The following is a 24,980-nucleotide window of genomic DNA, read 5'->3' on the forward strand; positions in this document are numbered from 1 at the left end:
CTACACGGAGGATGTCATGGACATTGCCGCGTGGCTCTCGGGCCTTGGGCTTGCCAAGTATGCCACGATCTTTGCTAAAAACGAGATCACTCCCGAAGTGCTCCCGCATCTGTCGGATGCGGACCTTGAAGCCCTGGGCCTGCCGATGGGCCCGAGGAAGCTCGTGTTGGCCGCCATTGCGGGGCTTGGCAACGCCGATATGCGCGATCCTAAGCCGGTGGCCGGTTCAACGCCCCGCGTCGAAGCCGAACGTCGCCAGTTGACGGTGATGTTTGTCGATCTCGTCGGATCCACCGCATTGTCAAGTCAATTGGACCCGGAAGAGATGGCCGAAGTGATCGGCAAGTACCAGAACGCGGTGGCCGGGGAAATCACGCGTGTGGATGGCCATGTCGCGAAGTTCATGGGTGATGGCGTGCTCGCCTATTTCGGCTGGCCGCGGGCGCACGAGGACGAGGCCGAGCGGGCGGTGCGGGCCGGGCTCGCCATTACGGCGGCGGTTGCCAAGCTGGTGACGCCAGCAAACGAGCCGCTGGGTGCCCGTGTCGGCATCGCAACGGGATTAGTGGTGGTGGGCGACCTTGTCGGCGAGGGCGCGGCGCAGGAGGCGGCGGTGGTTGGCGAGACGCCGAACCTGGCGGCACGACTGCAATCACTGGCCGAGGTCGGCTGTGTGGTCGTGGCCGGACCGACGCGGCGGCTGCTTGGCGAAATCTTCGAACTGGTCGATCTCGGCACTCACGACCTCAAGGGTTTCGCCCATCCGGTGCAAGCGTGGCGGGTGGTTGGCGCGAGCCTAGCCGAGGGCCGTTTCGAGGCGCTGCATGGGATGCGGCTCACGGCGCTCGTCGGCCGCGATCAGGAACTGGCCGCGCTCCTCGAATGCTGGCGGCGGGCCAAGGCCGGCAGAGGTCAGGTAGCGCTGTTGTCGGGCGAGCCGGGCATCGGCAAGTCGCGTATCGCCATCGCCCTGCGCGAGCGTCTCCGCGGCGAGGAATGCGTGTCCCTGCGCTATCACGGCTCGCCCTATCACACCAACAGCGCACTGTTCCCGGTGCTGGAGCAGTTGCGGCGGGCCGCTGGTTTCGAGCATGAGGATACGCCAGAGGTGAAACTGACCAAGTTGGAAGCACTGCTTGCCTTGGCTGTGCCTGACCCGAAATCGGCGATGCCATTGATCGCCGAGCATTTGGCGATCCCGACATCAGGTCAATACCCCCTTCCCGAGGTTGCACCGGAACAGAAAAAGGCGAAGACATTTCAGACGCTGATCGCCCAGCTCGAGGGCCTTGCGGCCAAGCAGCCGGTGCTCATGACGGCCGAGGATGTTCACTGGTTCGATCCCACAAGCCTCGAACTGTTCGATCGCGTCGTCGATCGGATCGAACGGCTGCCGGTGCTGCTCGTTGTTACCTTTCGGCCTGAGTTCGCGCCGCGCTGGACCAGCCGGCCGCACGTGACACTGCTGACCCTCAATCGTCTAGGGCAGAACGAAAGCACTGTGCTGATTGACCATCTCTCCGGCGGGCGGCCGCTTCCTGTCGACGTGCAAGCACAGATTCTCGCCAAGACCGAAGGCGTGCCACTCTTTGTCGAAGAGCTGACAAAGGCGGTTCTCGAATCGCGATTGCTGCGCGAGACCGGCAAGCGCTACGAGGTCACCGGTTCGCTGCCGCCGCTCGCCATCCCCTCGACGCTGCAGGACTCGCTCCTGGCTCGCCTCGATCGGTTGATGCCGGTTAAGGAGATAGCGCAGATCGGCGCTGTCATCGGCCGCGAGTTCAGCTACGAGTTGCTCGCCGCGACCGCGCAGATGGACGAGCCGAAGCTCAGGACCGCTCTGGATGAACTCGTGCGCGCCGAACTCGCGTTTTGCCGGGACACGCCCCCGGATGCAATCTACACTTTCAAGCATGCGCTGGTGCGCGATGCCGCCTACGAGTCGCTGCTGAAGAGCCGACGCCAGCAACTCCACTGCCGGATCGCCACGGTCCTGCGCGAGCGCTTTCCCGACCGAGCGGAGGCGGAGCCGGAGGTGCTTGCCCATCATGCAACCGAGGGCGGTCTGCTCGATGATGCCGTATCGTACTGGCACAAGGCGGGACTGCGCGCCAATTATCGCTCGGCCAACGCCGAAGCCATTGCCCACCTCTCCAAAGGCCTGGATCTTCTCGCGACCCTTCCCGAGACTGCGGCCCGCGACAACCGCGAGATCGACCTCCAGCTTGCACTTGGCATTCCACAGGTCGCCGCCAAAGGCCATGGGTCAGCCGAGGTCATGGCGGCCTACACACGGGCACAGGAGCTGTGCAACAGACACGGCAGCGAGACATCCCAATTCTTCCCTGTCTTGCGTGGACTGTGGACCTGCAATCGCGCCCGGGGACAGATGCACCCGGCGCGCGACCTCGCCGACCAGCTCGTCACGATCGCCCGGCGCTCGGGGGACCAGTCCCTGCTGCTGGAGGCCCATCACACCCAATGGACGACACATTACTGCCTCGGCGAGTGGCGGTCGGTATGCGAGCACACCGCACGGGGTCTTGCCCTCTACCGACGCGAGCATTTCTCTCACGCTTTCATGTACGGCGGTCACGACCCAGCAGTATGCGCCACGGCGCACGAGGGGGTGAGCCTGTGGATGCTCGGCTTTCCGGACCGGGCGCTGGCCCGGGCGGAAGAAGCCGTGACCCTCGCCCGCAAACTGGCCCACCCCCCCAGCATCATGCACGCCCTTTGGTATGCAATCGTCCTTCACTGCTTTCGCCGCGATGCCGACGCAGCTCGGGAAAAAATCGAGGCGGTGCTCCAGATGGCGCATGACTGGAACCCGCGCTGGATCCCCTATGCCACCCTGCAAATGGCTTACATCTCGGCGCATCAGAACAAACAGCAAGCTCGGGTGTGTATCTGCGCGATCCAGGAAGCGCTGGCAGCCCACCTGTCAAATGACGTTGAGGTGACGGGGTTTCATGTGTGCCTGTTCGCCACCGCCTGTGGACTTGCCAGTGAAGCCGATATCGGCCTGAATGCTCTGAAGCCAGCAATAGAAGAGGTGGCGGCCACCGGCGCGCACCTCTGGGAGTCGGAACTTCACCGGATCGCCGGAAATCTCCTGCTCAGTTCAGCAACACTCGATGTCGAACGAAGCGAAGCACATTATCTTCGCGCCATCGAGGTCGCTCGGGAACAGCACGCGGCATCCCTCAATCTGCGCGCATCAACCTCGCTTGCCCGCCTGTGGGTCCACCACGGGGAGCGGCACAAGGCCTACGACCTGCTCGCCCCTGTCTACGCCTGGTTCACCGAGGGCTTTGAGACGCGCGACCTCGTCGATGCCAAGGCGTTGCTCGACCAACTTCGATAGATGCATTTGCAAGCGGTCAACGCGCTCTTGGCTAAGCGACTTAATCGGAACCCTCCAATGTCGCGGTGACTTGGCAGTCGCCATCGCTGGAGGACTCTTCACCACCCGCCTTCCCATCTCCTTGTGCACGAGATCAACGACGCCCGTCACGCTTCGAAAGAATGGAATAGCAATCTCGCGAATTGAATGATCGGTGTTTGGGAATGTCCGCTTAGGGCCCAGGCTATGTGAAAACGCCAAATATGGTACCATTCCTGGATGAATTAATGCCTGGTTTCGTCAAAGGAATAGACCGCGGTCAGAGCATGTTGCTTCCCCCGGTGCTCGATGACTACGTGTCCGAAGACAATTCTGTTCGGGCCGTTGATGTCTCCATCGAGAGCCTCGATCTTGCCGCGCTGGGGTTCAACGGTGTGCAGCTTCTTCAGGGCGCATCTCTTTCTGGTCGTGCTTCAGTGCCTGACGTAAGGCACCAAAACGTAGACGATACTGGGTTGGGGTTAGCCCTGTCTTTCGGCGGAACAGGCGACCGAAGAAGCTCGTGTCCTCATAGCCAGCCTCGTTAGCGATGGCTTCGATCGGCAGATCGGTGGTTTCCAGCATTTGCTTGGCTTCCTCGAGCCGTAGCGCGTGCACATAGTCGAGGGGTTTCATGCCCGTTGCCTTGGCGAAACGGCGGATGAACGAGCGTTCCGGCAGACCAGAACGTGTTGCCATCGCGGCAACGGGGGCGTGGGTCTTGTAGTTCATCGCCAGCCATTCCTGGCAACCGTTGACCACGGCATCGGTGGTCTGCCGAAAGGTCGTGAGTGAAGCAAATGGCTGCTGTCCCATATCATGCCACTGCAGCATGTAGACCTTGGCGACTTCCATGGCTTCCTCTAGGCCGACAAACCGCGCGATAAGATAAAGTGCCAGATCCTGCCAGCTCGATCCGCCTCCCGCCATGATGATGCGCTGCGCCTCGCCACTCAGCACGAGGGACCGATCCAATCTGACGCGCACGCCCGCATAGTTGTTGGTCAGCGTCTTCACATAGCCCCAGTGAATGGTGGCATCACAATTGGTGAGTAGTCCGGCCTCGCCGAGCAGCACCGCGCCCGAACAGGCGCTGGCCATCATCGCACCACCCTCGTGGGATCGCTTAAGCCATTGCGCTTCAGGGTCATACATTCCGCTGACACTTTCGCCCGGATCGACGAAGAAATCCGGAATGCACACGATGTCGGGCCGCGGGCAGTCTTGGAAATCGTGGTCCGGCTTTACCCAGATGCCATTGGCGGCCTGAAACCCGTCCTTGGTGCGGGCGACGGTGTAGGGCCGCATGCGCTGTTCGCCGGCCTCCCCCGTTACGATGAAGGGGAAGTCCCGGCCGGGGGACGAGAACAGGTCAAACATGCCATATAGGGCCGAGGCCGTGACTTCCGGCACCGCGAGGATGGCAACATTGATCCGGGCGTCTTGTCCAGGCATGGCAGAATCGACCGCCTTTCAGCGTTTACAACTTTAGTACCGAACGTCCAGCAGTGCTAGGTTGCCTGAAACCAGGAGGAACTGAGATGACCCATGAGGAACTCCGTACCCAGCTGCACGGCGAACTGCTTGAACCGCCAGATGCTGGCTACGCTGACGCCCGGGTCGTGTGGAACGGGATGATCGACAGGCGACCCGCCCTGATTGCCCGTTGTCGCAACGCTGCCGACGTGCTGGCCTCGGTCGCTTACGCGCGGGTTCATGACCTTGCTATCGCCGTCCGAAGTGGCGGACACAATGTTGCCGGCTATGCCGTCTGCGACGGCGGGCTGATGATCGACATGTCGCTCATGAATGCCGTTCGGATAGCATCTGGACTGGATAAGGCTTATGTTGAAGGCGGGGCCACATGGGCAGACGTGGATGCCGCAACCACACCGTTCGGTCGCGCCACACCCGGAGGACTTATCTCGATGACGGGCGTGGCAGGGCTCACCCTGTCGGGCGGCATTGGCTGGCTCCGCGGCACACACGGTCTCAGCTGCGACAACGTCATTGCCGCCGACGTGGTCACCGCCGATGGGCGTTTAATCCATGCGAGCGACACCGAGAACCCGGACTTGCTGTGGGCGCTGAGGGGTGGCGGCGGCAATTTTGGCGTTGTCGTGAACTTCGAGTTCCGTCTGCACCCGATCGCTGAAGAGATGATGTTCTGCGCTCCCGCTTATCCCGAAGAACGGGCGAATGAAATCCTGCCGCAATGGCGCGACTACATGGCGACAGCTCCCGACGAGGTGAGCGGTCTCGCGGAGTTCTCTACCATTCCTTGTGATCCAGCCTATCCTGAGGACACTTGGGGGAAGCGCGTCTTGGCACTCGCCACGGTCTATGATGGTCCAGCTGGAGATGGGGAGCGTGTCATGCAGCCTTTGCGCGGCTTTGGAGAACCGCTGCTCGATTTCAGCGGCAGGATGCCTTACCGGGTTCTTCAGACCCTTTATGACGGGTTGTTTCCCAAGGGTCGGGATCGCTGCTACTGGAAATCGACGTACCTTTCAAACCTACACGACGATGTCATTGAAGAGATCACCACCCACCTGACGAAGCGTCCGTCGGAAATGACCTATGCTTCGATCTGGAAATTCGGTGGTGCGGTGCAGCGCGTTGGTGCCGATGCCACCGCGTTTGGCGATCGTACTATGCCCTTCATGCTCAGCCTCGATGCGATCTGGTCCAACGCCGACGTCGACGATGCCAACATCAGTTGGGTTCGCGATGTCTGGCAAGATATGCAGCGTCATTCCACTGGCCGTATGTATCTCAACTTCCCCGGACTTGGAGAGGGCGACAATCTCGTGCGCAATGCATATGGTACGAAAACCTATGCACGACTTCAGGAAGTCAAAAGGACTTACGATCCTCATAACCTGTTCCACATGAACCAAAATATTCAGCCGTAATGCGATCGCTCCACGGCCAATTGCGCCGATCCGAACCATCGTCTTCTAACTCGGGCTGATGACCGCGAAATTTTTCCGAGCCAACGCAGGCTGGCCGCGTTAGCACGCTGCCAGCAAACCGAACCCAATCTCAGAACTTGGCATTCATCCGGTATCGGGCCGCAAAATATCGTCAATTGAAGGTGTGCACGCTGAGTTTCAGGCTTCCGTCAGCCTGTTTCTCAAAAACATGGGTGGCTACTCCACCCCAAGGCTGGTCAGCGCCTTTGGCATCTTTGCCTTTGGCCGACCATTTCGCTGCGCCCACCATCATGTTGCCATCGCCCTGCGCCTCGATGAGCTCAAGCTTGTGACCTGTCACGCCCATGCCGAAGAGTCCGCTAAAGAATTTCTCAACCCCGGCAGGCCCCTTGATAACATCATGGCTGGCAGGCAAGAACATGGCGTCGTCGGTGTAAAACGCTGCAAGCGCTTTGGCATCCGCTTTATTGAAGGCTGCGTCCCAGGCAGCGTAAGCCGCCTTCACATCGGTGTCCGGGTCGGCCTTGGCCGGCGTCAACGCGAAGAGGCTAAGGCAAATCACGGTGAAGATTGAAGTCAGCGGTCTAACCATGTCATCCTCCCAACAATTCTAGCGGCAAAAATACCACTCCAAACCATACGCCCCGATCGCAGGGGTGGATACACATCCATTTGGGTGTTGAAATGGACGGAAGCCGACTGGCTTTTATGGTAGCGACCTGTTCGCGCTGATCAGCGCCTTGGCGTGGCTCGCTGACTACCCTCCGCTTGTGTCACGCGCGGATCATCTATTCGACGTCATATCGGACGCGATCCTGACGGAACAATCGAGCGCCGATGTTGGGGAAAAACCCGGAGCTCAGGGCCGTTCCGACCATTGAACTTTACGGCTGCCTATGACCGCATTGGGCCAGACCCAGACATCACGGCAGCCGACTTAAACGTCTGCTTTCGCAGGGCGGTTCTTGAAAGCTGCCTGACCGGAATCGGCCCCGAATCGGTCGTTCTTTCAAGTCAGGGATAGCGTCCGCTCTTGGCACGAAAGCGACCATCGGTCAAATTGCCTGATCGTCGGAGGCCAGAGTTTAATCTGCTCAGCGATCCTCAGCGCATCATCAACTTCGATGCCGAGATAGGTACGGTCCGAGTTTGATATGATCCAGCAGGAACTGAACGGCTCAAGGCAGTTTCTGCCAAATTTGATACCTGATCGACAGGGGCTTTGGCCTGCGGGTACGACGATAGTACGACATTCAGAAATGCCTGTTTCCAAGTACATGATTATAATGCTAAATTTCGAACGTCATTCCAATCGATCATCGGCGCTACAGCGAAGCGGCTGTCGCTGTAATCGTTGCGTTTTTTCGAGTTTTCAATCACTTGCCGTCAGTTCCAAAATGTCCGTTTGGCTGCCCCTCAAAGCTGTTCTTGACCATTTCCATTTATTTGGCCCTAAAATGCAGCCAAGGGTGCCGCACCAAGACAGCGAAAAACGTTCGGGTACAACGGTCAGATCGTCATAGTCCGTAACGGTGAAACTGTCCACCGGGAGCCCCCCGATCACGCCGAGTTGCGACGGCACGGGATAACGCGCCGCAAAGCGAAACCGGCAGTCGAAATCGGAAGAGCCAAATCATCCAGAGTTGTCTTGAACGCGAGAGACCAGATCAATGACATTGAAATGTATCAATCCTACCGACATACCTACCCCTCTCACTTACAGCCATGCGATCGTTGCCACGGGGAGCAGGCTGGTTTTCATCGCTGGACAGGTAGCTGAGGACCGTGAAGGCAATGTTGTTGGCTCCGGCGATATGACCGCCCAGGCCCGCCAGGTGTTTGCCAACATCGGACGGGCACTTGCTGCGGCCGGCGCCCGGCCGCAGCAAGTGACAAAGCTCACAATCTTTGTGGCCAACTATAAGCGCGAACACTTGGCCATGATTGAGGAAGGGCGAATTTCGTTGTTCGGAGATCACAAGCCAACCGATACGCTGGTGGGAGTAGCCGCATTGTCCAGACCCGATTACCTTCTCGAGGTTGACGCAATGGCAGTCATTGACGATTCACTTTAGCATGAGAACAAGCCTAACAGGATCGGTCAACTATGATGGGCATGCGGCTCCGCTTTGAATCCATGCCTGGATCAGTTCTCCGAACGCCTTCTGTGTCCCCGGAACCGGTTCGCGGCCTTCACCAGGGCTCCAGCCCCAGCCGACAAGGTCGTCGTGCGCCATGTGTTCAATGATGCCGTCCAGCGATTTGCCGCCATTGCGCTGCGGATCTTTGATCTGTTTACAGATGTAACTTAGGGTTTTGCCCTCCCAAGCCATTTCAATCGGTGCCAAATGCCAATTGGGATTGCCAGGAATGCTCTTGATCGTCTCCGCTTGGCCGACGACCTTAACGTTCTCAGCCCCATGACAAGTGTTACAGGTCATTCCGGGAAGCCCCATGCCAGCTTCACCGCGCGAGACGGGTGGCTGGTGCGGATGCATGGCAATGTCCTGCAATGGCCGGTCACCCACCGGATGGCAATTTACACATCGCGGATGCTGGATGACTTTCCCTGCCTCTTCGAAAAGGGCGACAGACCGCTGTTTTTCATCAGAAATAGATTGGAATGCCGACGCCGGCTTTAGACTATCTTTCTCCGGCACCGACTTGTCTTGGGCGAATGAAATATTGGTGGCCACAACTGCCGCATTGACGGCAAGGCACAGCGCAATGGAAATGAAGGCGATATTTCGTCTCATAGCGTGCATCCCCTATGCGGAAAGGACACTTACGATCGGCAGACGCCGAACCGGACTATTCGTAAGCCGTCGCCATGCATTGGCTATTGCCGGCCCCACCGGAGGTACCCCAGGTTCGCCAACACCGGTCGGATTTTCGGTTGAGGGGATTATCGCGACTTTGACTGCGGGCATTTCATTGATGCGCAGTGAGCGGTAATCATGGAAGTTGGACTGAACGATTTTGCCGCCTTCGCCGAGTGTAATCGCATCAAACAGGATTGCCCCGACACCGTACCCGATACCTCCTTCCATCTGAGCCGTGATAACATTGGGATTGATTGCCACTCCACAATCGACAGCGCACCATACCTTATGCACCCGGGGAGTGCCGTCGTCGGCAACGGATACTTCCACAATCTGCGCCACATAAGTCCCGAAACTCTTTACCACCGCAACGCCGCGCTGGCGCCCTTCCGGAACCTGCGAACCCCAATCCGCCATTTCGGCAACCTTCTTCAGTGTCGCCATATGTCGCGGCTCCCTGGTCAGGAGCGCCAGCCGGCCTTCCACGGGATCCTTGTTCACTTTCTCAAGCAATTCATCGACGAAGGTTTCGACAGCGAATCCCGTATGAGTGTGACCGACCGAACGCCACCAGAGCGGGGGCACGGCAAGCGTGGTATTATGCGAAATGACGCGCAAATTGGGAATTACGTAGGGCAAGTTGGAAGCGCCCTCGACCGAACTTTCATCCAGGTCAGCTTTTGCCAAGATCGATTGACCAACAATTGCCTGGTCCCAACCGATAATCCGCCCGTCCGGGTCTATCGCACCACGCATCTTGTGAACATACATGGGCCGGTAGAAGCCACCGCGAATATCGTCCTCGCGTGTCCACATGTGCTTGACCGGACGGCTGCCGTCAGTGGCTCCGAAAACCGCCGCCGCCTCTTGGATGTAGGGCGACCCGAATTGTGCCCTGCGGCCAAAGCTCCCGCCCGCAAGTTGCGTATTCACCCGCACTTTCCCAGGATCGAGACCGAGCACCTTTGCTGCAGTGTTTTTGTCCATTCCCGGGAACTGGGCGCCATTATAGATGTCAACCGATCCATCGGCGGCCTTGATGAACACCGCGTCGAGCGGCTCCATGGGCGCATGGGCGAGAAACGGAAAGGTGATCTCTGCCTCCAACGTTTGCACGCCATTGCCGGTGAATGCACTTTCGACATTGCCGGTATTTGTCGCTTCGAGACCTTTCTCGTTGAAAAGCTTAGCGTAATCGGCCGCAAGCTCGTCACTTGATCGAGTTTCGGCTTTGGAGAGATCCCATTCGATTTTCAGCGCCTCACGACCTTTCAGCGCCGCAAACGTGTTGTCAGCGTAGACGGCCACGCCTTGGGGTACCTGTCTGATATCGACTATGCCCTGGACCTTGCGAGCCTCCGCATCATCGACGGATTTGACCGTCGCCCCGAAATGTGCAGCATGCGCAACGGTCGCATACAACATATCGTCTGCAGTGATATCGAGCGTGAAAACGGCTGTCCCATTCGTCTTGCCGAGGGTATCGAGCTTTGGAAGTTCCTTGCCGATGAGCGTGAAGTTCTGGGGATCCTTCAGCTTTGGCTCGGCAGGAGCGAGTTGCTTGGCAGCCTTGCTCGCCAATGCACCAAACCCGCTCTCCTTGCCCGATGCGGCGTGTTTGATGCGGCCATGTTCTACGTTATTTCGCTCGCCGGAACACCCCACTCTTCGGCGGCCGCCGAGACGAGCATTGCCCTTGCCGTCGCGCCGGCTTTTCGAAGCTGTTCATATGAGTTGCCAATCGACGTGGAACCACCGGTACCTTGCAGACCGAATGCGAGATTGGCGTAGATCTTGTCATCGGCCGGCGAATGAACAGCCCGCATCTGGCTCCAGTCGGCATCGAGCTCTTCTGCTACGATGGTGGCAAGTCCCGTGAATGGGCCCTGACCAAACTCTATGTGCTTCGACAGCACAGTCACTGTGTCATCGGTGCCAATCTTCACGAAGGCATTCATCGCCGAAAGCGCTTCATCCCCTCCCGCCTGAATACCTTCGAAGGCTCTTGCCGCAAAAATCTTTGGTGCGAGCGAAAAACCGATGATTAAACCAGCACCTGCCAGGAAGGAGCGGCGCGTGCTTGTGATGTGGTGCAGGGTCATCGCTTAACCCTCCAGGATATCGGCGGCGTCATGAATCGCCTGCCGGATGCGGTGATAGGTGGCGCAGCGGCAGATATTTCCTGCCATTGCTCCATCAATATCCTCGTCAGTGGGTTTCGGGGTCATTTGGAGAAGGGAAACAGCCGACATGATCTGCCCTGATTGGCAATAGCCGCATTGCGGGACGTCGATCGCGACCCACGCCTTCCTGACTGCGTCAGCCTCCTTGCCGGTGACACCCTCGATGGTGACGATTTCCGACCCATCGACCGTTGAGACCGGCGTGATGCAGCTTCGGCGTGTCGTACCGTCCATATGGACGGTACACGCACCGCATTGGGCGATGCCGCAACCATATTTCGTGCCAGTGAGTTTCTCGAAATCGCGCAAGACCCAGAGCAGCGGGGTCTCGGGATCCCCGTCAAAACTCCGTTCCTGTCCGTTGAGCTTGAAAGTAACCATGCTTGAACTCCGCATCTGGCTGGCACATTTCGTGCTGGCTTGAGTGGGATGTCATCGTGATCGGCAACTCATAACATGAAACTCAGCGGGGTGCCCACGCCGTGTTTCACTGCTCACGGGATCGTGAGACATCGATGCCATTGGCCATCAGCCAATTAACTCTACCTGGTTAGCTCAGGTTGATGTGCAGCCAAGGGCGACGCAATTTGCTAGACTTGTGAAAAATAATAATAAGGAGGGCGAAATGTTCGAATTAACAGATGGGGCAATGCTGATCGTTATCGCAATCACTACGGCTATCGGTGCCTATATTTTCTATGGAATTTCGATTGTGCAACTCCCAACCTTCTAGCCGCTATCGGGTCTGAGGGAACGGAGACGAGGCATTAACGAAGCTAATATTGAAAGGGGCAGGCGGCACGATTTGGACGCAGCCTGCTCCTGACGGTGATGAATACGAGCAGGCTCATGTCATCGACGTGCATTGACCTCGGCGAGAGTTCATCTCATCGCGACCCTACGGGCCTTAAGTGAGTTTCTCTCCCGGCTGGAGAAACCTTCCGCGAACCTGTTTTCCCTCGACCTCGACAGTTACGAACTCCCCTGGGGAAGCCGGCGCGCCCTTTGCCGCAGCGCAGACTGCTCTGGTGGTTCTTTGAAATCCGTCCCGCCCCTGTGAAATGGCGGGAATCAAGCCGGAGAGGGTAGAGGCGTCGGGTGCCCATCCACACTCGTCATATACCGAGTTTCTGAGGGAGTTGGTCGCCAGATTGGTGTCGACATTGGGCGTCGTGCATGACGTTGAAAAGACGAGAGCGGCGGCAACCAGGACGTAGCAGGCTAATCTCATTTCAGCATTCCCCGATAGATTTTCGTTTGCATGAATTCGTTAGTTATCACCTTTACAGACAGGTTGCGACCGCCGGTGATGCCCGGAAGGTGTGCCGCCAATGATTAGCACAATTGATTTCCCTGATGCTGACAACCAGGTTCCGAATCTCACTGTTTGTTAGTCACGTGTTAAAATCGCAACACCGATTTCCGAACCCGCGGTTCGATAATAGATCGGTTTTGCGCCATTCAAAAAACAGGACTAAGCATCCGTTCCGGGGACATGAGCTTGTATGAAAATCTTTCCTGATCGGAGATCTGAAATGAATATCAAGAGCCTTCTCCTGGGTTCCACTGCTGCCCTGATCGCAGTTTCTGGTGCGCGCGCCGCGGATGCGGTCGTCGTGGCCGAACCGGAACCAGTTGAATATGTCCGCGTATGCGACGCCTATGGCGCCGGCTTCTTCTATATCCCGGGTACAGAAACCTGCCTCAAGGTCAGCGGCTATGTACGCTATGACGCGCAAGGCGGCGATGACGTCTACAACGGTGGCGAGTTAGGTACCTGGGTCAAGCACACGCGCGCAGAGGTCCGCTTCGATGCCCGGTCGGAAACCGAACTTGGTACGTTGCGCTCCTACATCCAAACGCGCTTCGACTTCGAAGATGGTTTGAACGAAGGCGCGAGCATTCCCCAGGCATTCATCGAGCTCGGCGGCTTCCGTGTCGGTATTGCTGATGAAATTTTCGGCTCGTGGAACGGTTACGCTGGCGATATCATCCAGGACGATGTGATCAACTACAACAGTTGGGAAACGAACCAGATCAGCTATACCTTTGCTGGCGGTAATGGTTTCTCTGCAATCATTGCCGCCGAACAGGGCTCGATCAACGACGGTTATGCCGACTACGTCATCGAGGACTACATGCCTCATGTTCTAGCCGGGGTGAAGTATGAACAGGGTTGGGGCACAATCTCCGCCATTGCAGGGTACGATTCCAACGTCGAAGAATTTGCCGGCAAGGCTCGACTGGACGTGAAAATCACCGACGCGGTGACAGCCTGGGTCATGGGCGGCTATCAGTCCAATTATGACGACACACGCACAAACCGCAATTTCCTAGCGCCTTGGCACGGAGACTGGGCTGCATGGGGTGGCTTGGCCGCCAAAGTGACCGACAAGGCAACCGTCAATGCTCAGCTCGCCTATGAGTCTGAAGGCACAGTCGCTGCGGCTTTGAACGTCGCTTACGTGCTTGTTCCCGGCTTTACGGTAACGCCAGAAGTGGACTACACCAGGTTTGACGGAGATCGCGGCAACGACGACGCACTGGGCGGTATCATCCGTTTCCAGCGCGATTTCTGACCGTCTTGCTCTTATGAAAATCCGGAAGCGTCGCTTCCGGATTTTTTCCCATTTCTTTCAGTACTTACCGGCTGTTTGCTTAAACACTACATCTGTTCGGAAACGGCCACAAACGCGGCGGTCCTTTTCAATACCGCAACAAACTCATTACCGGAATCGCTGACAGCCCCGGAATTATCGATCATGACCGCGCCGGAAGGATCGCATGGATTTGGAGCGGCCCGCGTCAAACGCCGGCGGATTTCCTCAGCATCTTCGCGTCCGCGGGAGGACAGCCGTTTCGCCAGAACCTCATGCGAAGCCGTGATATGGACGACCAGAAAATTGGAATAGGCCTCGCGAAGTGCAGGCAGGACCCCGCGCGAGACATTGGCAACAGCGACTGCACCACGTTCAATCTCGTCGTCGACAGATCGTGGCAGGCCATAGTACAAACCGTGGGCCTCCCAGGAGTGGCTAAACTCCCCTGCCCTTTTTGCCGCCAGGAACTGCTCCTCACTCAACGTGTCATGAACTTCCGTATCGGCGGAGGACGGACGTGTCACGACCCGCCGCACGAAATGATAGCCCGGCTCGCCGCCAAGCACCGCCCTGGCGAAATCGATGATGGTATCCTTGCCGGCACCACTCGGCCCGACCACGGCGACAAAGGCACCATTGCGAAGCGGCGCAGACGCCTCATTGAGGGCACGTTCGATCATCGCAGCCGCCATCATACAACCCGTCGGCCTTCGCGCCACACGGTACGAACCACAGGAATATGTTCATCGACACGCACCCGCACCAGATCAGCGCGCTTGCCGACCTCAATGACGCCGCGATCGTCGAACCCGACAGCCTGTGCTGGATTCTTTGTCACCAGACGCACAGCGTCCGGCAAGGTAATGCCATCGACCGCCTCGCTGAGGAAGAACGTCGACTGGATGAGGCTGAACGGAATATAGTCAGATGAAAGAATGTCGAGATAGCCATGCTCGGCCAGTTCACGTGCCGAGACATTTCCCGAATGTGAGCCGCCGCGCACCACGTTTGGTGCGCCCATCAGCACTGACAGGCCTGCCTGTTTTGAGGCGGCGGCGGCTTCCAGCGTCGTTGGAAACTCCGCCACATGAATGCCTTGCTCGACCGCTTCATCGACATGGGCAGCAGTCGCATCGTCATGACTGGCCAGCACAATGCCCCGCTCGCGGCACAAATCGGAAATCGCCTTTCGTTGCGGGCCGGAATTCCTGGCCGATTCCGCTATGCGTTTTTCACAGAATGCATTGAATTCCTGATCGGAGAGTTTCAGCTTGCGCTGATAGTAGTAGGTATAAGTTTCCAGATTGACGAACTGGCGCTGACCAGGCGCGTGATCCATCAGCGATGCCAGCCGAACCCGGCTGTCATTATCAAAATGGGCGAAGCCCTCCAGGCAATCAGGCACTGAAACTTCACAACGCAGGTGGAAATAATGATCCGCACGCAGACGGCCCTCTTTGACGCTGTTTTCAATCGCGTCGGCCAGTTTGCGGGTTTCTGCAGCTGTGATGTCCGCGTCCTCGTCCAACCCTACCCGCAGGGCATCGAGAACGGTCGTGATGCCCGACGTCGCGATCTGCCCATCATGTGCGAGAACGGCGGCAATCGGATTCCATCGTACCCGCGGGCGCGGCAAATAATGGCCTTCAAGGTGATCGGTATGCAGTTCGATCAGACCGGGAATCAGATAATCGCCCTCAAAATCCTCTCCGCCTTCAACGTTGCCTTCTGATATGCCGGCAATTTTGCCGTCACGGATCACAACCGATCCTGCGATGACTTCATCTTCGAGAACGATTTTTGCATTGTTCAAGATCAGTTCGGCAGACATTTATGCAGTCTTTCTTCGGTTGGTTCCCGCAAGCGGGTGAAGCGAGTGTATTTCAAAAGGGAACCCGGCTTCGGCTTCAGTGAACAGAGCGAGATTGTTGATTTCGACCGGTTCTTCAAGAACTGGCTCAAGGAACTCACTCAAGATACGTTCAATTTTCGGCCGATCCCGTTCAGGCACCGGTCCAGTGAGTGTCATGTGGAAGCGAAAATCTTCGAATACATAAGGATAGCCCCACAGTTCGAGATTTCGGCGCTGTGCAACACTCATTTTGTCAGGCTCGCGACGTTTGATCTCCTGCTCGCTTGGCGGTGCGCGAAAACGGTCGAATGCGACAACGACATCATTCGCCAATTGATCGAGACGATCAAGCGGCTCTGCAGGAATGAGCGCGAAGAACCCGTCGAGACAGGCGATCCGCAGTTTCGGAATCTCAACCGGATCGATTGAAGAGGAAAAATGCATCAGTGCGGACAAGAGTTCTCGTTCCTCGATGCCGTCCGCGAGGTGAAATGGCGCTTTCAGCGTCGCATGAAATCCATAGCGCCGCGGCGATTCCGTTAGCTGGGCAAAATCTTCATGCGCAAGGTCACAGAATCTGCGGTGTTCTCACCGGTTGACCGGTAAAGGCATTTCGGCCGAGCCAATTCGCCGCTACTTTGAGCAGCGGATCGCTGGATGGCGGCGTGAAGTAGATTGCATAGCGCATATTGATTCCTCCGGAACACTCTCGCGTTACGCTCCGATTATGACAAGCCTTTGAACACAACCTGCCTCAATGCTGCTGCCTTCCCATCAAGCGTGAGCGCAGCGCGTTGGATATGTTGTCAAAAATGAAGATCACCGCAAGAATGAGCACCACCATATAGGCGACATTGTGCCAGTTGGTGTTTGTACGCATAGCCTCCCAGAGCTTGAGACCAATGCCGCCTGCCCCCACTGCACCGATGATGGTCGCGGACCGCGTATTGGACTCCCAGAAATACAGCGCCTGGCTGGCAAAGACCGGCAGTACCTGAGGCACGACACCGTAACGCTGCACATTCAATGGCGAGGCACCGACTGATTTCACACCCTCGCGCTGCTTGTCGTCGATATTTTCCAAGGTCTCGGAATAGACTTTGCCCAAGGTGCCTGTATCTGTGAAGAAGATGGCCGAGATACCGGCGAGCGGCCCAGGACCAAAGGCACGGGTGAAGAACAGCGCCCAGATCAGCATATCGACCGATCGCAAGAAATCGAAGAAGCGCTTGGTGATCTGGTTGGCGAAGAAATTCGGCATGATGTTGCGGGCGGCAATAAATGCTAACGGAAACGAAACCAGTGACGCAAGCAGCGTTCCCATGAAGGCCATGACGATGGTTTGCATCAGCTTCGTCCAGACGTCGCCGTGCTGCCATGACGAATTGTACCAGATATTGTCGAATGCGAGGGCAGCATTGGACATTTCCGGCTTGATGCGTTCGCCGCTTGTGATCATCGATGCCACTTCGCCGAATGATTTGTTCCAGAAGGGCGAATTGGTATCGAACACAAAATTCGCCCATCCGGGAAACCGCCGGCTCACCACAACGCGTTCCGGAATGATGTCCGCCTGACCGGCGAAACCGAAAGTGACGGTCACCTGATCCTCTTTCAGCGTCGCCCATTCAGGCAGCGCCCCTTGAGGCTTGGCACCGTCGGCTGCGATCAGAACCGTCAGGCTTTCGCCATTGCGTGTGGCGATCACGCGGCTGTCATTGATATCAAGCGATTTGCCCGCGCCGAACGATATGGCGACATTGTTGCCGTTTTGAACCACCCAATCCGGTTTTGGATTGTCGCCGAGCTCGGAAAACCGCGGATATGTGACTGTTGTTGCTGTGGGCGACATGCGTACGGTCGTTCTGACTGCGTAGGAAACCCAGTCGCGTGCATAGAGTTCGGCGCGCTGCCATTGGCCGCTGGAAAGCACGGCTCCTATGGAAAAGAACCACCAGCAATAAACGACATAAAGTACAATGCCAGCACCGATCAGAAGCGGCATAAAGCGCTTCCACACGGGTGGGTTGAAGACAGCAGGGTGGCGCGTTTCAAAATCGGTGATGGCGGCGGACGAGAGTGCATTCATGATTGCTTCCCACCAAAAGCGAAGGCCTGATTGCCGACAAGACGGCGGCGCAACCAGGCGGAAAATTGATCGACGGCGATGATCGTCACCAGCAACAGCAGCACGATGGCGAGCGTCTTTGCCTGATGGCCCCGGCCGATCGACAGCCGCAACTCCTCGCCAATTCCGCCACCACCGACAGCACCGATAATGGTCGAGGCGCGGACATTGATTTCCAGACGGAGCAGTGCGTAGGACATGAAGTTCGGCATGACCTGCGGGACAATGCCGAAGCCGACCCGTTCGAACCAGTTTGCTCCAACGGCCCGCAGACCTTCATCCGCTTTCATATCTGCATTCTCGACGACTTCGAAGAACAGCTTGCCCAGCGCTCCAATCGTGTGGATGCCGACGGCGAACATTGCGGGGATCGGGCCCAGTGACAATATCGCCGCAAAGAAGCCGGCGATGACGATTTCGGGGAATGCACGCAGGATTTCCATGTAGCGGCGCGCCGCGAAACGGATCAGCTTGCTCTTCACCAGATTCTTGGCGGCGAGAAAGCAGAGCAGGAAGCCGAAAATAAAGCCAACGAGCGTGGAAAGGATCGCAATATTGAGCGTTTCCAGCATTTTATAGAAATATTCCGGAAAGTAGAATCCGCCAAACAGATAGACCCGCCCCCTCCGGATAATCATATTTCATACTTCCGTCGAAATAGGGCGATGGCAGATCGAACATGGCACGCCAGACTTCCCAGCCGTCACGCGGAATGAGATCGCCCGCAAAATCGAAAAAATGTGGCAGCCGGTCGAAGAATTTGCCGGCATTTGACTCATTGGCGAACCAGAGGGAGCCAGCCACTGCAACCAGCAGGCATATCGAGATGAGCCAGGAATAAGCGCGGCGGCGGGCGGCGAGCTCCTGCCAGTGCCGTTCGATCTGGATGCCGTCAGCGGAAAGCTCGGCGGAAATGGCTCGGCTCATTGATCTATCCTTCCAGGGCACAAAAAAATCACGGCCAGATCCCGGGGGAACTGGCCGTGGGCGGTTTTTGTGAAATTATCCGCCGATCTGAGCCTTGCGGGCGTCAATGATCGGCTGATAGAATTCGGTGTTCACTTCCGTATAACCTTTGAAGTCACCGCCCATTGTCGCTGCAAAGCAGGCGGGATCGGACTTCGGCAAGTTCATCATGTAGTCTTTGAATTTGGACTTCAGGTTGCTGTCGAGCGATGTGCGAACAACGATCGGACCGTTCGGAATGAGCGGCGATTTCCATAGTTCGACAAAGTCCTTCATGTCGATGACACCTTTGTCGACCATTTTGCGCAGGTTGCCTGATGTATAGCCTTCGTCAAATTTACCAACACCCGAACCAAAGGTGGTGCCGGCATCGAACTTGCCGTCCTTGACGGCCAGCACGAGGTTCTCGTGACCGCCACCGAAACCCGTTTCGCTGAAGTAATCCTTGACTGAAGTCTTGATGTCCTTCGGGAGTGAAGTCACAGGGATAAGATAGCCGGACGTGGAATCCGGATCAGCAAAACCAAGCTTTTTGCCCTTCATGTCAGCGAGAGACTTGATGCCGCTGTCCTTGCGGGCAACCATGATCGAATAATACCCGGTCGCACCATCGGTCTGAACCGTCGTCAGGATTGGCTCGACCGCCTTTGGGTTGGTCAGGTAGATTTTTGCAAAACCGGACGCGCCAAGTTCTGCATAATCGAGTGTACCGCCTAGCAGACCTTGGATAACGCCGTCATAATCGGTCGCCGGGAAAAGCTTCACTTCCTTGACGCCGAGGACCTTCGGCAGCTGATCGACAATGCACTGATAATTGCGCAGGCGATCGGCCTCATTTTCGCCACCGATAATGCCAACGCGGAATGTTTCGAGGTTTTCAGCGCGGGCCATCGAACCAGCGAGCATTGCGCCGATTGCGATTGCACTCAGTAGGGCTTTCTTGAGCAACATGGTTCTCTCCTGTCAAACGTCCAAAAATGGGTTTGCGATCTATTTTCATATGAGCCCGTACGTGGGCGAGACGATCTCGTTGCGCTCAACGCGCGGCCAGAATGGCCTCCAGCTCCGGTATCGGCTTTGGTGCGCCGCGGCTGATGCTTGTCGATGTAATGGCTTCTGAAAACGCGTCCTTGATACCGTCGGCGCCATAGATGCGGCGCGCAGCAAGTTCTGTCAGGTCGTCCGGCGTTCCGTCGAAGACAACTTTGCCACCCTGCATGCCGATGATCCGCTGACAGAAATGCCGCGCCGTATCCAGCGTGTGCAGGTTGGTGACAACTGTCAGACCTTCCTTCTCATTGATGTCACGCAGCGCCTCCATCACAACCTGGGCATTGCGTGGATCGAGCGAGGCGATGGGTTCGTCGGCAAGAATGATCTTGGGGTTTTGCATGAGGGCGCGTGCGATGGCCACGCGTTGCTGCTGCCCTCCGGAGAGCGTTCCGGCCCGTTGCAAGGCGGTCTTGGCGATATCCAGCCGCTCGAGAGCAGCGATCGCCATGGCGCGTTCCTCGCGAGAGAACATGCCGAAAAGGCTCTTGATGGTCGACCGGTGATTGAGACGGCCAAGCAGCACATTGGTGAGAACATCAAGGCGCGGCACAAGGTTGAATTGCTGGAAGATCATCGCACAGTCACGCTGCCAATTTCGCAACTGCGAACCTCTCAATTGCGCAACATTGGTTCCCTCAAAGAAGATTGACCCTTCGGAGGGATCGACCAGCCGGTTGATCATGCGCAGCAGGGTCGATTTGCCCGCGCCTGAACGGCCGATAATACCAACCATCTGACCTTGCGGGATTTCCAAATTGACATCGTCGATGGCAGTGAACTTGCCAAAACGCCTCGTCACATTTTCAATCTTCAGCATCAGTTCATCCCTTTGGCCTTGAACTGTCGTAAAGCGATTGTGTGAAGCTGCGATGGCAGTTTGATTTCAGTTGCGTGACAACTGTGTAAAGCTTTGATCAGGCTGAATGTTTCTCTAGAAAAGCCTCGATATCCAACGTGCGGAAGTCATCGAGAGCCATGCGCAATTTTGCGTGATCCCAGTCCCACCATGCCAGGATCTGCAGGCGTTCAGCCGTTTTCCCATCAAAGCGATCGCGGATTTTGCGGGCGGGAACCCCGCCGACAATGGTGTAGGGCACGACATCCTTGGAGACGACCGCCCCCGCCCCGATCACAGCCCCGTTGCCAACGGTGACACCCGGCAAAATGGTTGCGCCATGGCCGATCCAGACGTCGTGGCCAATGGTGACGAAGTTCGTCCGGCGCCATTCGAAAAATGCCTCGTCGACGCCGGCATCTTCCCAATAGTCACTGGATCGGTAGGTGAAATGATGCAGTGTCGGCCGCCATGTCGGATGATTGGGCGCGTTGATGCGAACGCTCGCGGCGATGTTCGCGAATTTGCCTATGGTTGCGCACCAGACAGCACCGTCCTGCATGATGTAGGAGTAGTCGCCAAGGATGGCTTCGCTGATGCGGCAGCGCTCGGAGATTTCCGTGTATCGACCGAGTTGGCAATCATGAACAGACGCGGTCGCGTGAATGAACGGCGTTTCTGAAAGCCTGGTCATGCTGCAGCCTCGTTTGATACTGAAAACGCCGTAACATCGATAATGCGATCGGCAACAGCCTCACGCACGTCCTCGTCGTGGAAGATCCCGAGCATGGCAACGCCGGAAGCCTTCTTCTGCTGTATCATCGAGACAACGACATCGCGGTTCTTGGCGTCGAGAGATGCTGTCGGCTCATCGAGCAGCAGGATCGGATGGTCGGTAATGAAGCCGCGTGCAATATTGACGCGCTGCTGCTCACCACCGGAAAATGTGGCCGGCGGTAGCGACCACAAACGTTCCGGCAGGTTGAGCCCGGCAAGCAATGACGCTGCCTTGTCGCGGGCCCCGGTGCGATCCACACCGCGCGCGATCAGCGGTTCGGCCACCACGTCCAATGCCGCAACACGCGGCACGGTGCGCAAGAACTGGCTGACGTACCCGATCATGTCGCGTCGAATGCCGAGCATGGTGCGCGGATCGGCAGCTGCGACATCAATCAGCCGATCGCGGTACGGCACAATGATCTGGCCGGCATCCACGGCATAATTGCCGTAGATCATTTTCAGGATCGAGCTCTTGCCAGCCCCGGATGGACCACCAAGCACCGCGCATTCACCGGCCTTGATGGAGAAGGAGACGTTTGCCACGACGGGCAGTCGAATGCCGTCACGCAGATGCATGGTGAAGCTCTTGGCGACATCGGAAACAACGAGAGGTGTCGGCATGATTTTACCTTTTTGTTTTATCGCAATTCCGGACAGAAAACCGCTGCACATTTTCCTGGAATTGCTTCTAGACCTGCAAAATGGAAGAGACGAGAAGCTGGGTGTAAGGCGCCTGCGGGTCGTCCAGCACGCGGTCGGTGAGACCTGTTTCGACGATATGGCCATCCTTCATCACCATTATGCGGTGCGAGAGAAGACGTGCCACCGCAAGATCATGCGTAACGACGATTGCTGCGAGACCGAGATCATTGACGAGGCCGCGCAGAAGATCGAGCAGCCTTGCCTGCACCGATACATCGAGACCTCCGGTTGGCTCGTCCATGAAGACAAGACGTGGGCTGGTCACAAGGTTGCGGGCAATTTGCAGGCGCTGGCGCATGCCGCCGGAGAAAGCGCGCGGCTGATCGTCGATACGGTCCTCGGCAATCTCCACCCGGCCCAGCCAATCGGTCGCGGTGGCGCGGATCTTGCCATAGTGCCGGTCGCCGACTGCCATCAACCGTTCGCCAACATTGGCGCCGGCAGAGACAGTCATCCGCAATCCATCGGCAGGATTCTGGTGGACAAACCCCCAATCGGTGCGCATCAGGAAACGCCGTTCGGCCTCGCTCATGCGGTAGAGGTCGCGGAATTGACCGTCACGCATCCGGTATTCCACCGACCCGGCAGATGGCGCAAGCCGCGTCGCCAGGCAATTAAGCAGCGTCGTCTTGCCCGAACCGGATCTCGCCCACGACAGCAAGGACCTCACCCGGCCATAACTCGAATGTGACGTTCTGGCAGCCGATCCGGCTCCCGTAGAATTTCGAAAGCGAACTGACTTTAAGGAGTGGTGTCTCGCTCATTCTGCTGCCTCCGCTGGGTTGGCCGAAAGCTGGCCTTCTGCCTGCCGGTCTTCACAAAAATCCGTATCGGAACAGACGAACATGCTGCCGCCCTTGTCGTCGAGGATGACCTCGTCGAGATAGCTTCCCTTGGCGCCGCACAGCGCGCAGGGCTGCGAAAATGTCTGGATCTCGAATGGATGATCTTCGAAGTCGAGGCTAACCACCTCCGTATAAGGCGGAATGGCATAGATACGCTTTTCGCGCCCTGCCCCGAACAATTGCAGCGCCGGTGAATTGTGCATCTTCGGATTATCGAACTTTGGGGTGGGCGAAGGATCCATCACATACCGGCCTTCGACCTTCACAGGATAGGCGTAGGTGGTGGCGATATGACCATGCCGGGCGATGTCTTCGTAGAGCTTCACGTGCATCAGCCCATACTCTTCAAGCGCGTGCATCTTTCGCGTTTCGGTTTCGCGCGGCTCGAGGAAACGCAGCGGCTCCGGAATTGGCACCTGATACACAAGCGTTTGCCCCGCTTGCAGCGCAGCCTCTGGAATGCGATGGCGCGTCTGGATGATCGTCGCTTCCGTCGTTTTCGTGGTTACGCGAACGTTGGCGGTCTTCTGGAAAAAGGCCCGGATCGATACGGCATTGGTGGTGTCGTCGGCGCCTTGATCGATCACCTTCAGCGTGTCGTCAGGGCCAATGACTGCGGCAGTCACCTGGACGCCGCCTGTCCCCCAGCCATAGGGCATCGGCATTTCGCGAGAGGCGAAAGGCACCTGATAACCCGGAATGGCTATGGCCTTGAGAATTGCACGGCGGATCATCCGCTTCGTCTGTTCGTCAAGATAGGCGAAATTGTACGTCGCAAGCTCTGTCATTCTGCTGCCTCTTGAGTACCATTGTTTTCGGTGTGGCGGCGCTCATGCTCGGAGCGCATGCGGCGAGATCAGGTCGAGTTCCGCCTGGAAATCGACGTAATGCGGCAGTTTCAGATGTTCGACGAAACCGGTCGACTGCACATTGTCGCTATGGGAAATGACGAATTCCTCGTCCTGTGCTGCAGCAGTAATGTCTTCGCCTAGTTCCCGCGCCCGCAAAGCCCGATCGCACAACGCCATCGACATCGATTTCCGCTCGCTCTGCCCAAAGACAAGGCCATAGCCGCGCGTAAATTGCGGGGGCTCGCTCGATGAACCCTTGAACTGATTGACCATCTGGCACTCGGTCACCCGAATGCGGCCAAGCGTCAGCGGAAAATCGAGTTCAGCAACCTCAAGCTCGACTTCGACTTCGCCAATGCGGATTTCGCCGGCAAAGGGGTGGCTGCGCGCATAGCCGCGTTGCGCCGAATAGGCGAGCCCGAGAAGAAAACCTTCATCGCCGCGCGCCAGCGCCTGTAGTCGCAAGTCGCGCTCCAGCGGAAACGACAAAGGTTCACGCGTGAGATCGCCGGTATCGGCCCCCTCTGGCATATCGCCGTCAGATCTCGATCATGCCGTCATGACCAAGAATGTCGGTGACGCGCGGTGTCTGTTCATGCGATTCAACCCGGCGTTCAGGGACTTCTACCGCGACATCCCCTGCCAGCTCCGGATCCAACAGGCGATGGGTATAGTCAAATGTCGGTCCCAGTAACTGGCCGCCTGGCAGGTCCTTGAACGTTGCCGAGATGCGGCGTTCGATCGCCATCAGCGAAGTCTCGACAGGTTTGGTATAGCCAAAACGCGGCAGCGTCGTGCGATAGGCCCGGACGAGAAAGATCGCCTCGATCATGTCTCCCCGCGCCTGCTTTACCGCCAGCGCCGCGAGTTCCGTGTCGTACAGCGAACCTTCCGCCATCACGCGGTCTACCGCCAGCGCCAGCTGCTCGACGATTTGCTCAAGCCCGATCGCAGGCACGGAGCGATCACCACGGCGGCGGTCAGCCAGCAGTTTGTGCGCATTGCGAATGGCGGCTTCACCGCCCTTGACGGCAACATACAT

18 protein-coding genes and 5 pseudogenes are annotated in these 24,980 nt (G+C 57.5%); 5 read left to right on the top strand and 18 right to left on the bottom strand.

What is annotated here, in order from left to right; translation table 11 throughout:
* Positions 1–16: 16 nt before the first annotated feature.
* Positions 17–3,367, top strand: coding sequence for an adenylate/guanylate cyclase domain-containing protein (locus tag N8E89_RS00800; RefSeq protein WP_262260868.1), 3,351 nt, complete (start codon positions 17–19; stop codon positions 3,365–3,367).
* A gap of 266 nt (positions 3,368–3,633) precedes the next feature.
* Positions 3,634–3,783, top strand: a pseudogene (locus N8E89_RS00805) (IS5/IS1182 family transposase); the annotation flags it as partial.
* Here the strand turns inward: N8E89_RS00805 and N8E89_RS00810 are convergent.
* Positions 3,773–4,840: a GlxA family transcriptional regulator gene (locus tag N8E89_RS00810; RefSeq protein WP_262260869.1), complete on the bottom strand. Its 1,068-nt coding sequence runs from the start codon at positions 4,838–4,840 to the stop codon at positions 3,773–3,775. The pseudogene N8E89_RS00805 and the gene N8E89_RS00810 overlap by 11 nt on opposite strands.
* Positions 4,841–4,926: 86 nt before the next feature.
* On the opposite strand from N8E89_RS00810, the gene N8E89_RS00815 reads away from it, so the two are divergent.
* Positions 4,927–6,300, top strand: coding sequence for an FAD-binding oxidoreductase (locus N8E89_RS00815; RefSeq protein ID WP_262260870.1), 1,374 nt, complete (start codon positions 4,927–4,929; stop codon positions 6,298–6,300).
* Between the two features lie 172 nt (positions 6,301–6,472).
* Here the strand turns inward: N8E89_RS00815 and N8E89_RS00820 are convergent, their stop codons facing one another.
* Positions 6,473–6,913: a YybH family protein gene (locus tag N8E89_RS00820; protein WP_262260871.1), complete on the bottom strand. Its 441-nt coding sequence runs from the start codon at positions 6,911–6,913 to the stop codon at positions 6,473–6,475.
* 1,078 nt (positions 6,914–7,991) lie between these two features.
* On the opposite strand from N8E89_RS00820, the gene N8E89_RS00825 reads away from it, so the two are divergent.
* Positions 7,992–8,396 (top strand): RidA family protein, encoded by a 405-nt coding sequence (locus N8E89_RS00825; RefSeq protein WP_106662906.1) that lies wholly within the window; start codon positions 7,992–7,994, stop codon positions 8,394–8,396.
* 30 nt (positions 8,397–8,426) lie between these two features.
* Here N8E89_RS00825 and N8E89_RS00830 read toward each other — a convergent pair whose 3' ends face one another.
* The 3 genes and pseudogenes from N8E89_RS00830 to N8E89_RS00840 form a co-directional block, all read right to left on the bottom strand.
* On the bottom strand, positions 8,427–9,077 hold the full coding sequence (locus N8E89_RS00830) for an Isoquinoline 1-oxidoreductase subunit (RefSeq protein ID WP_106662905.1): 651 nt from the start codon (positions 9,075–9,077) through the stop codon (positions 8,427–8,429).
* Between the two features lie 12 nt (positions 9,078–9,089).
* Positions 9,090–11,245 (bottom strand): annotated as a pseudogene (locus tag N8E89_RS00835) (molybdopterin cofactor-binding domain-containing protein).
* 3 nt (positions 11,246–11,248) lie between these two features.
* Entirely contained in the window at positions 11,249–11,707 is a 459-nt protein-coding gene (locus N8E89_RS00840) for a (2Fe-2S)-binding protein (RefSeq protein WP_262260872.1), read from the bottom strand.
* 1,154 nt (positions 11,708–12,861) lie between these two features.
* Here N8E89_RS00840 and N8E89_RS00845 point away from each other — a divergent pair.
* The gene (locus N8E89_RS00845; protein WP_106662901.1) at positions 12,862–13,905 is read left to right on the top strand and encodes a porin; all 1,044 of its coding nucleotides are present in this window, start codon (positions 12,862–12,864) and stop codon (positions 13,903–13,905) included.
* Positions 13,906–13,991: 86 nt separating this feature from the next.
* Here the strand turns inward: N8E89_RS00845 and phnN are convergent, their stop codons facing one another.
* The 13 genes and pseudogenes from phnN to N8E89_RS00910 all read right to left on the bottom strand — a co-directional run bounded on the left by phnN (position 13,992) and on the right by N8E89_RS00910 (position 24,980).
* Positions 13,992–14,606 carry a phosphonate metabolism protein/1,5-bisphosphokinase (PRPP-forming) PhnN gene (gene phnN, locus N8E89_RS00850; protein WP_262260873.1) on the bottom strand — a complete coding sequence of 205 codons (615 nt, stop codon included), beginning with the start codon at positions 14,604–14,606 and terminating at the stop codon, positions 13,992–13,994.
* 11 nt (positions 14,607–14,617) lie between these two features.
* Complete coding sequence (locus N8E89_RS00855) at positions 14,618–15,757, bottom strand: alpha-D-ribose 1-methylphosphonate 5-triphosphate diphosphatase (protein WP_106662899.1); 1,140 nt, start codon at positions 15,755–15,757, stop codon at positions 14,618–14,620.
* Positions 15,758–16,466, bottom strand: a pseudogene (locus N8E89_RS00860) (DUF1045 domain-containing protein).
* A gap of 66 nt (positions 16,467–16,532) precedes the next feature.
* Positions 16,533–17,867 carry a phosphonate ABC transporter, permease protein PhnE gene (phnE, locus tag N8E89_RS00865; protein WP_106662897.1) on the bottom strand — a complete coding sequence of 445 codons (1,335 nt, stop codon included), beginning with the start codon at positions 17,865–17,867 and terminating at the stop codon, positions 16,533–16,535.
* Positions 17,864–18,833: pseudogene (gene phnE / locus N8E89_RS00870) on the bottom strand (phosphonate ABC transporter, permease protein PhnE). The gene phnE (N8E89_RS00865) and the pseudogene phnE (N8E89_RS00870) overlap by 4 nt, the downstream one beginning before the upstream one ends.
* A gap of 75 nt (positions 18,834–18,908) precedes the next feature.
* Complete coding sequence (phnD, locus tag N8E89_RS00875) at positions 18,909–19,820, bottom strand: phosphonate ABC transporter substrate-binding protein (RefSeq protein WP_106663305.1); 912 nt, start codon at positions 19,818–19,820, stop codon at positions 18,909–18,911.
* Between the two features lie 88 nt (positions 19,821–19,908).
* Positions 19,909–20,742, bottom strand: a complete 834-nt coding sequence (gene phnC, locus N8E89_RS00880) for a phosphonate ABC transporter ATP-binding protein (RefSeq protein WP_106662895.1) — start codon at positions 20,740–20,742, stop codon at positions 19,909–19,911.
* A gap of 97 nt (positions 20,743–20,839) precedes the next feature.
* Positions 20,840–21,454 (bottom strand): DapH/DapD/GlmU-related protein, encoded by a 615-nt coding sequence (locus N8E89_RS00885; RefSeq protein ID WP_106662894.1) that lies wholly within the window; start codon positions 21,452–21,454, stop codon positions 20,840–20,842.
* The gene (gene phnL / locus N8E89_RS00890) at positions 21,451–22,161 is read right to left on the bottom strand and encodes a phosphonate C-P lyase system protein PhnL (RefSeq protein WP_106663304.1); all 711 of its coding nucleotides are present in this window, start codon (positions 22,159–22,161) and stop codon (positions 21,451–21,453) included. The genes N8E89_RS00885 and phnL overlap by 4 nt, the downstream gene beginning before the upstream one ends.
* A 67-nt stretch (positions 22,162–22,228) precedes the next feature.
* Positions 22,229–22,912 carry a phosphonate C-P lyase system protein PhnK gene (gene phnK / locus N8E89_RS00895; protein ID WP_262260874.1) on the bottom strand — a complete coding sequence of 228 codons (684 nt, stop codon included), beginning with the start codon at positions 22,910–22,912 and terminating at the stop codon, positions 22,229–22,231.
* The gene (locus tag N8E89_RS00900; protein WP_262261995.1) at positions 22,857–23,006 is read right to left on the bottom strand and encodes a hypothetical protein; all 150 of its coding nucleotides are present in this window, start codon (positions 23,004–23,006) and stop codon (positions 22,857–22,859) included. The genes phnK and N8E89_RS00900 overlap by 56 nt, the downstream gene beginning before the upstream one ends.
* The gene (locus N8E89_RS00905; RefSeq protein ID WP_106662892.1) at positions 23,003–23,875 is read right to left on the bottom strand and encodes an alpha-D-ribose 1-methylphosphonate 5-phosphate C-P-lyase PhnJ; all 873 of its coding nucleotides are present in this window, start codon (positions 23,873–23,875) and stop codon (positions 23,003–23,005) included. Before N8E89_RS00905 ends, N8E89_RS00900 begins: the two co-directional genes overlap by 4 nt.
* A pseudogene (locus N8E89_RS00910) lies at positions 23,872–24,980 on the bottom strand (carbon-phosphorus lyase complex subunit PhnI). The gene N8E89_RS00905 and the pseudogene N8E89_RS00910 overlap by 4 nt, the downstream one beginning before the upstream one ends.

The organism is Phyllobacterium sp. A18/5-2, from assembly GCF_025452215.1.
GTDB lineage: Bacteria > Pseudomonadota > Alphaproteobacteria > Rhizobiales > Rhizobiaceae > Phyllobacterium > Phyllobacterium sophorae.

Excerpts from the sequence above, each read along its gene's own strand:
- N8E89_RS00800 (WP_262260868.1), top strand. The coding sequence starts at position 17 with ATGGACATTGCCGCGTGGCTCTCGGGCCTTGGGCTTGCCAAGTATGCC.
- N8E89_RS00810 (WP_262260869.1), bottom strand. The coding sequence starts at position 4,840 with ATGCCTGGACAAGACGCCCGGATCAATGTTGCCATCCTCGCGGTGCCG.
- N8E89_RS00815 (WP_262260870.1), top strand. The coding sequence starts at position 4,927 with ATGACCCATGAGGAACTCCGTACCCAGCTGCACGGCGAACTGCTTGAA.
- N8E89_RS00820 (WP_262260871.1), bottom strand. The coding sequence starts at position 6,913 with ATGGTTAGACCGCTGACTTCAATCTTCACCGTGATTTGCCTTAGCCTC.
- N8E89_RS00825 (WP_106662906.1), top strand. The coding sequence starts at position 7,992 with ATGACATTGAAATGTATCAATCCTACCGACATACCTACCCCTCTCACT.
- N8E89_RS00830 (WP_106662905.1), bottom strand. The coding sequence starts at position 9,077 with ATGAGACGAAATATCGCCTTCATTTCCATTGCGCTGTGCCTTGCCGTC.
- N8E89_RS00840 (WP_262260872.1), bottom strand. The coding sequence starts at position 11,707 with ATGGTTACTTTCAAGCTCAACGGACAGGAACGGAGTTTTGACGGGGAT.
- N8E89_RS00845 (WP_106662901.1), top strand. The coding sequence starts at position 12,862 with ATGAATATCAAGAGCCTTCTCCTGGGTTCCACTGCTGCCCTGATCGCA.
- phnN (WP_262260873.1), bottom strand. The coding sequence starts at position 14,606 with ATGATCGAACGTGCCCTCAATGAGGCGTCTGCGCCGCTTCGCAATGGT.
- N8E89_RS00855 (WP_106662899.1), bottom strand. The coding sequence starts at position 15,757 with ATGTCTGCCGAACTGATCTTGAACAATGCAAAAATCGTTCTCGAAGAT.
- phnE (WP_106662897.1), bottom strand. The coding sequence starts at position 17,867 with ATGAATGCACTCTCGTCCGCCGCCATCACCGATTTTGAAACGCGCCAC.
- phnC (WP_106662895.1), bottom strand. The coding sequence starts at position 20,742 with ATGCTGAAGATTGAAAATGTGACGAGGCGTTTTGGCAAGTTCACTGCC.
- N8E89_RS00885 (WP_106662894.1), bottom strand. The coding sequence starts at position 21,454 with ATGACCAGGCTTTCAGAAACGCCGTTCATTCACGCGACCGCGTCTGTT.
- phnL (WP_106663304.1), bottom strand. The coding sequence starts at position 22,161 with ATGCCGACACCTCTCGTTGTTTCCGATGTCGCCAAGAGCTTCACCATG.
- N8E89_RS00900 (WP_262261995.1), bottom strand. The coding sequence starts at position 23,006 with ATGAGCGAGACACCACTCCTTAAAGTCAGTTCGCTTTCGAAATTCTAC.
- N8E89_RS00905 (WP_106662892.1), bottom strand. The coding sequence starts at position 23,875 with ATGACAGAGCTTGCGACGTACAATTTCGCCTATCTTGACGAACAGACG.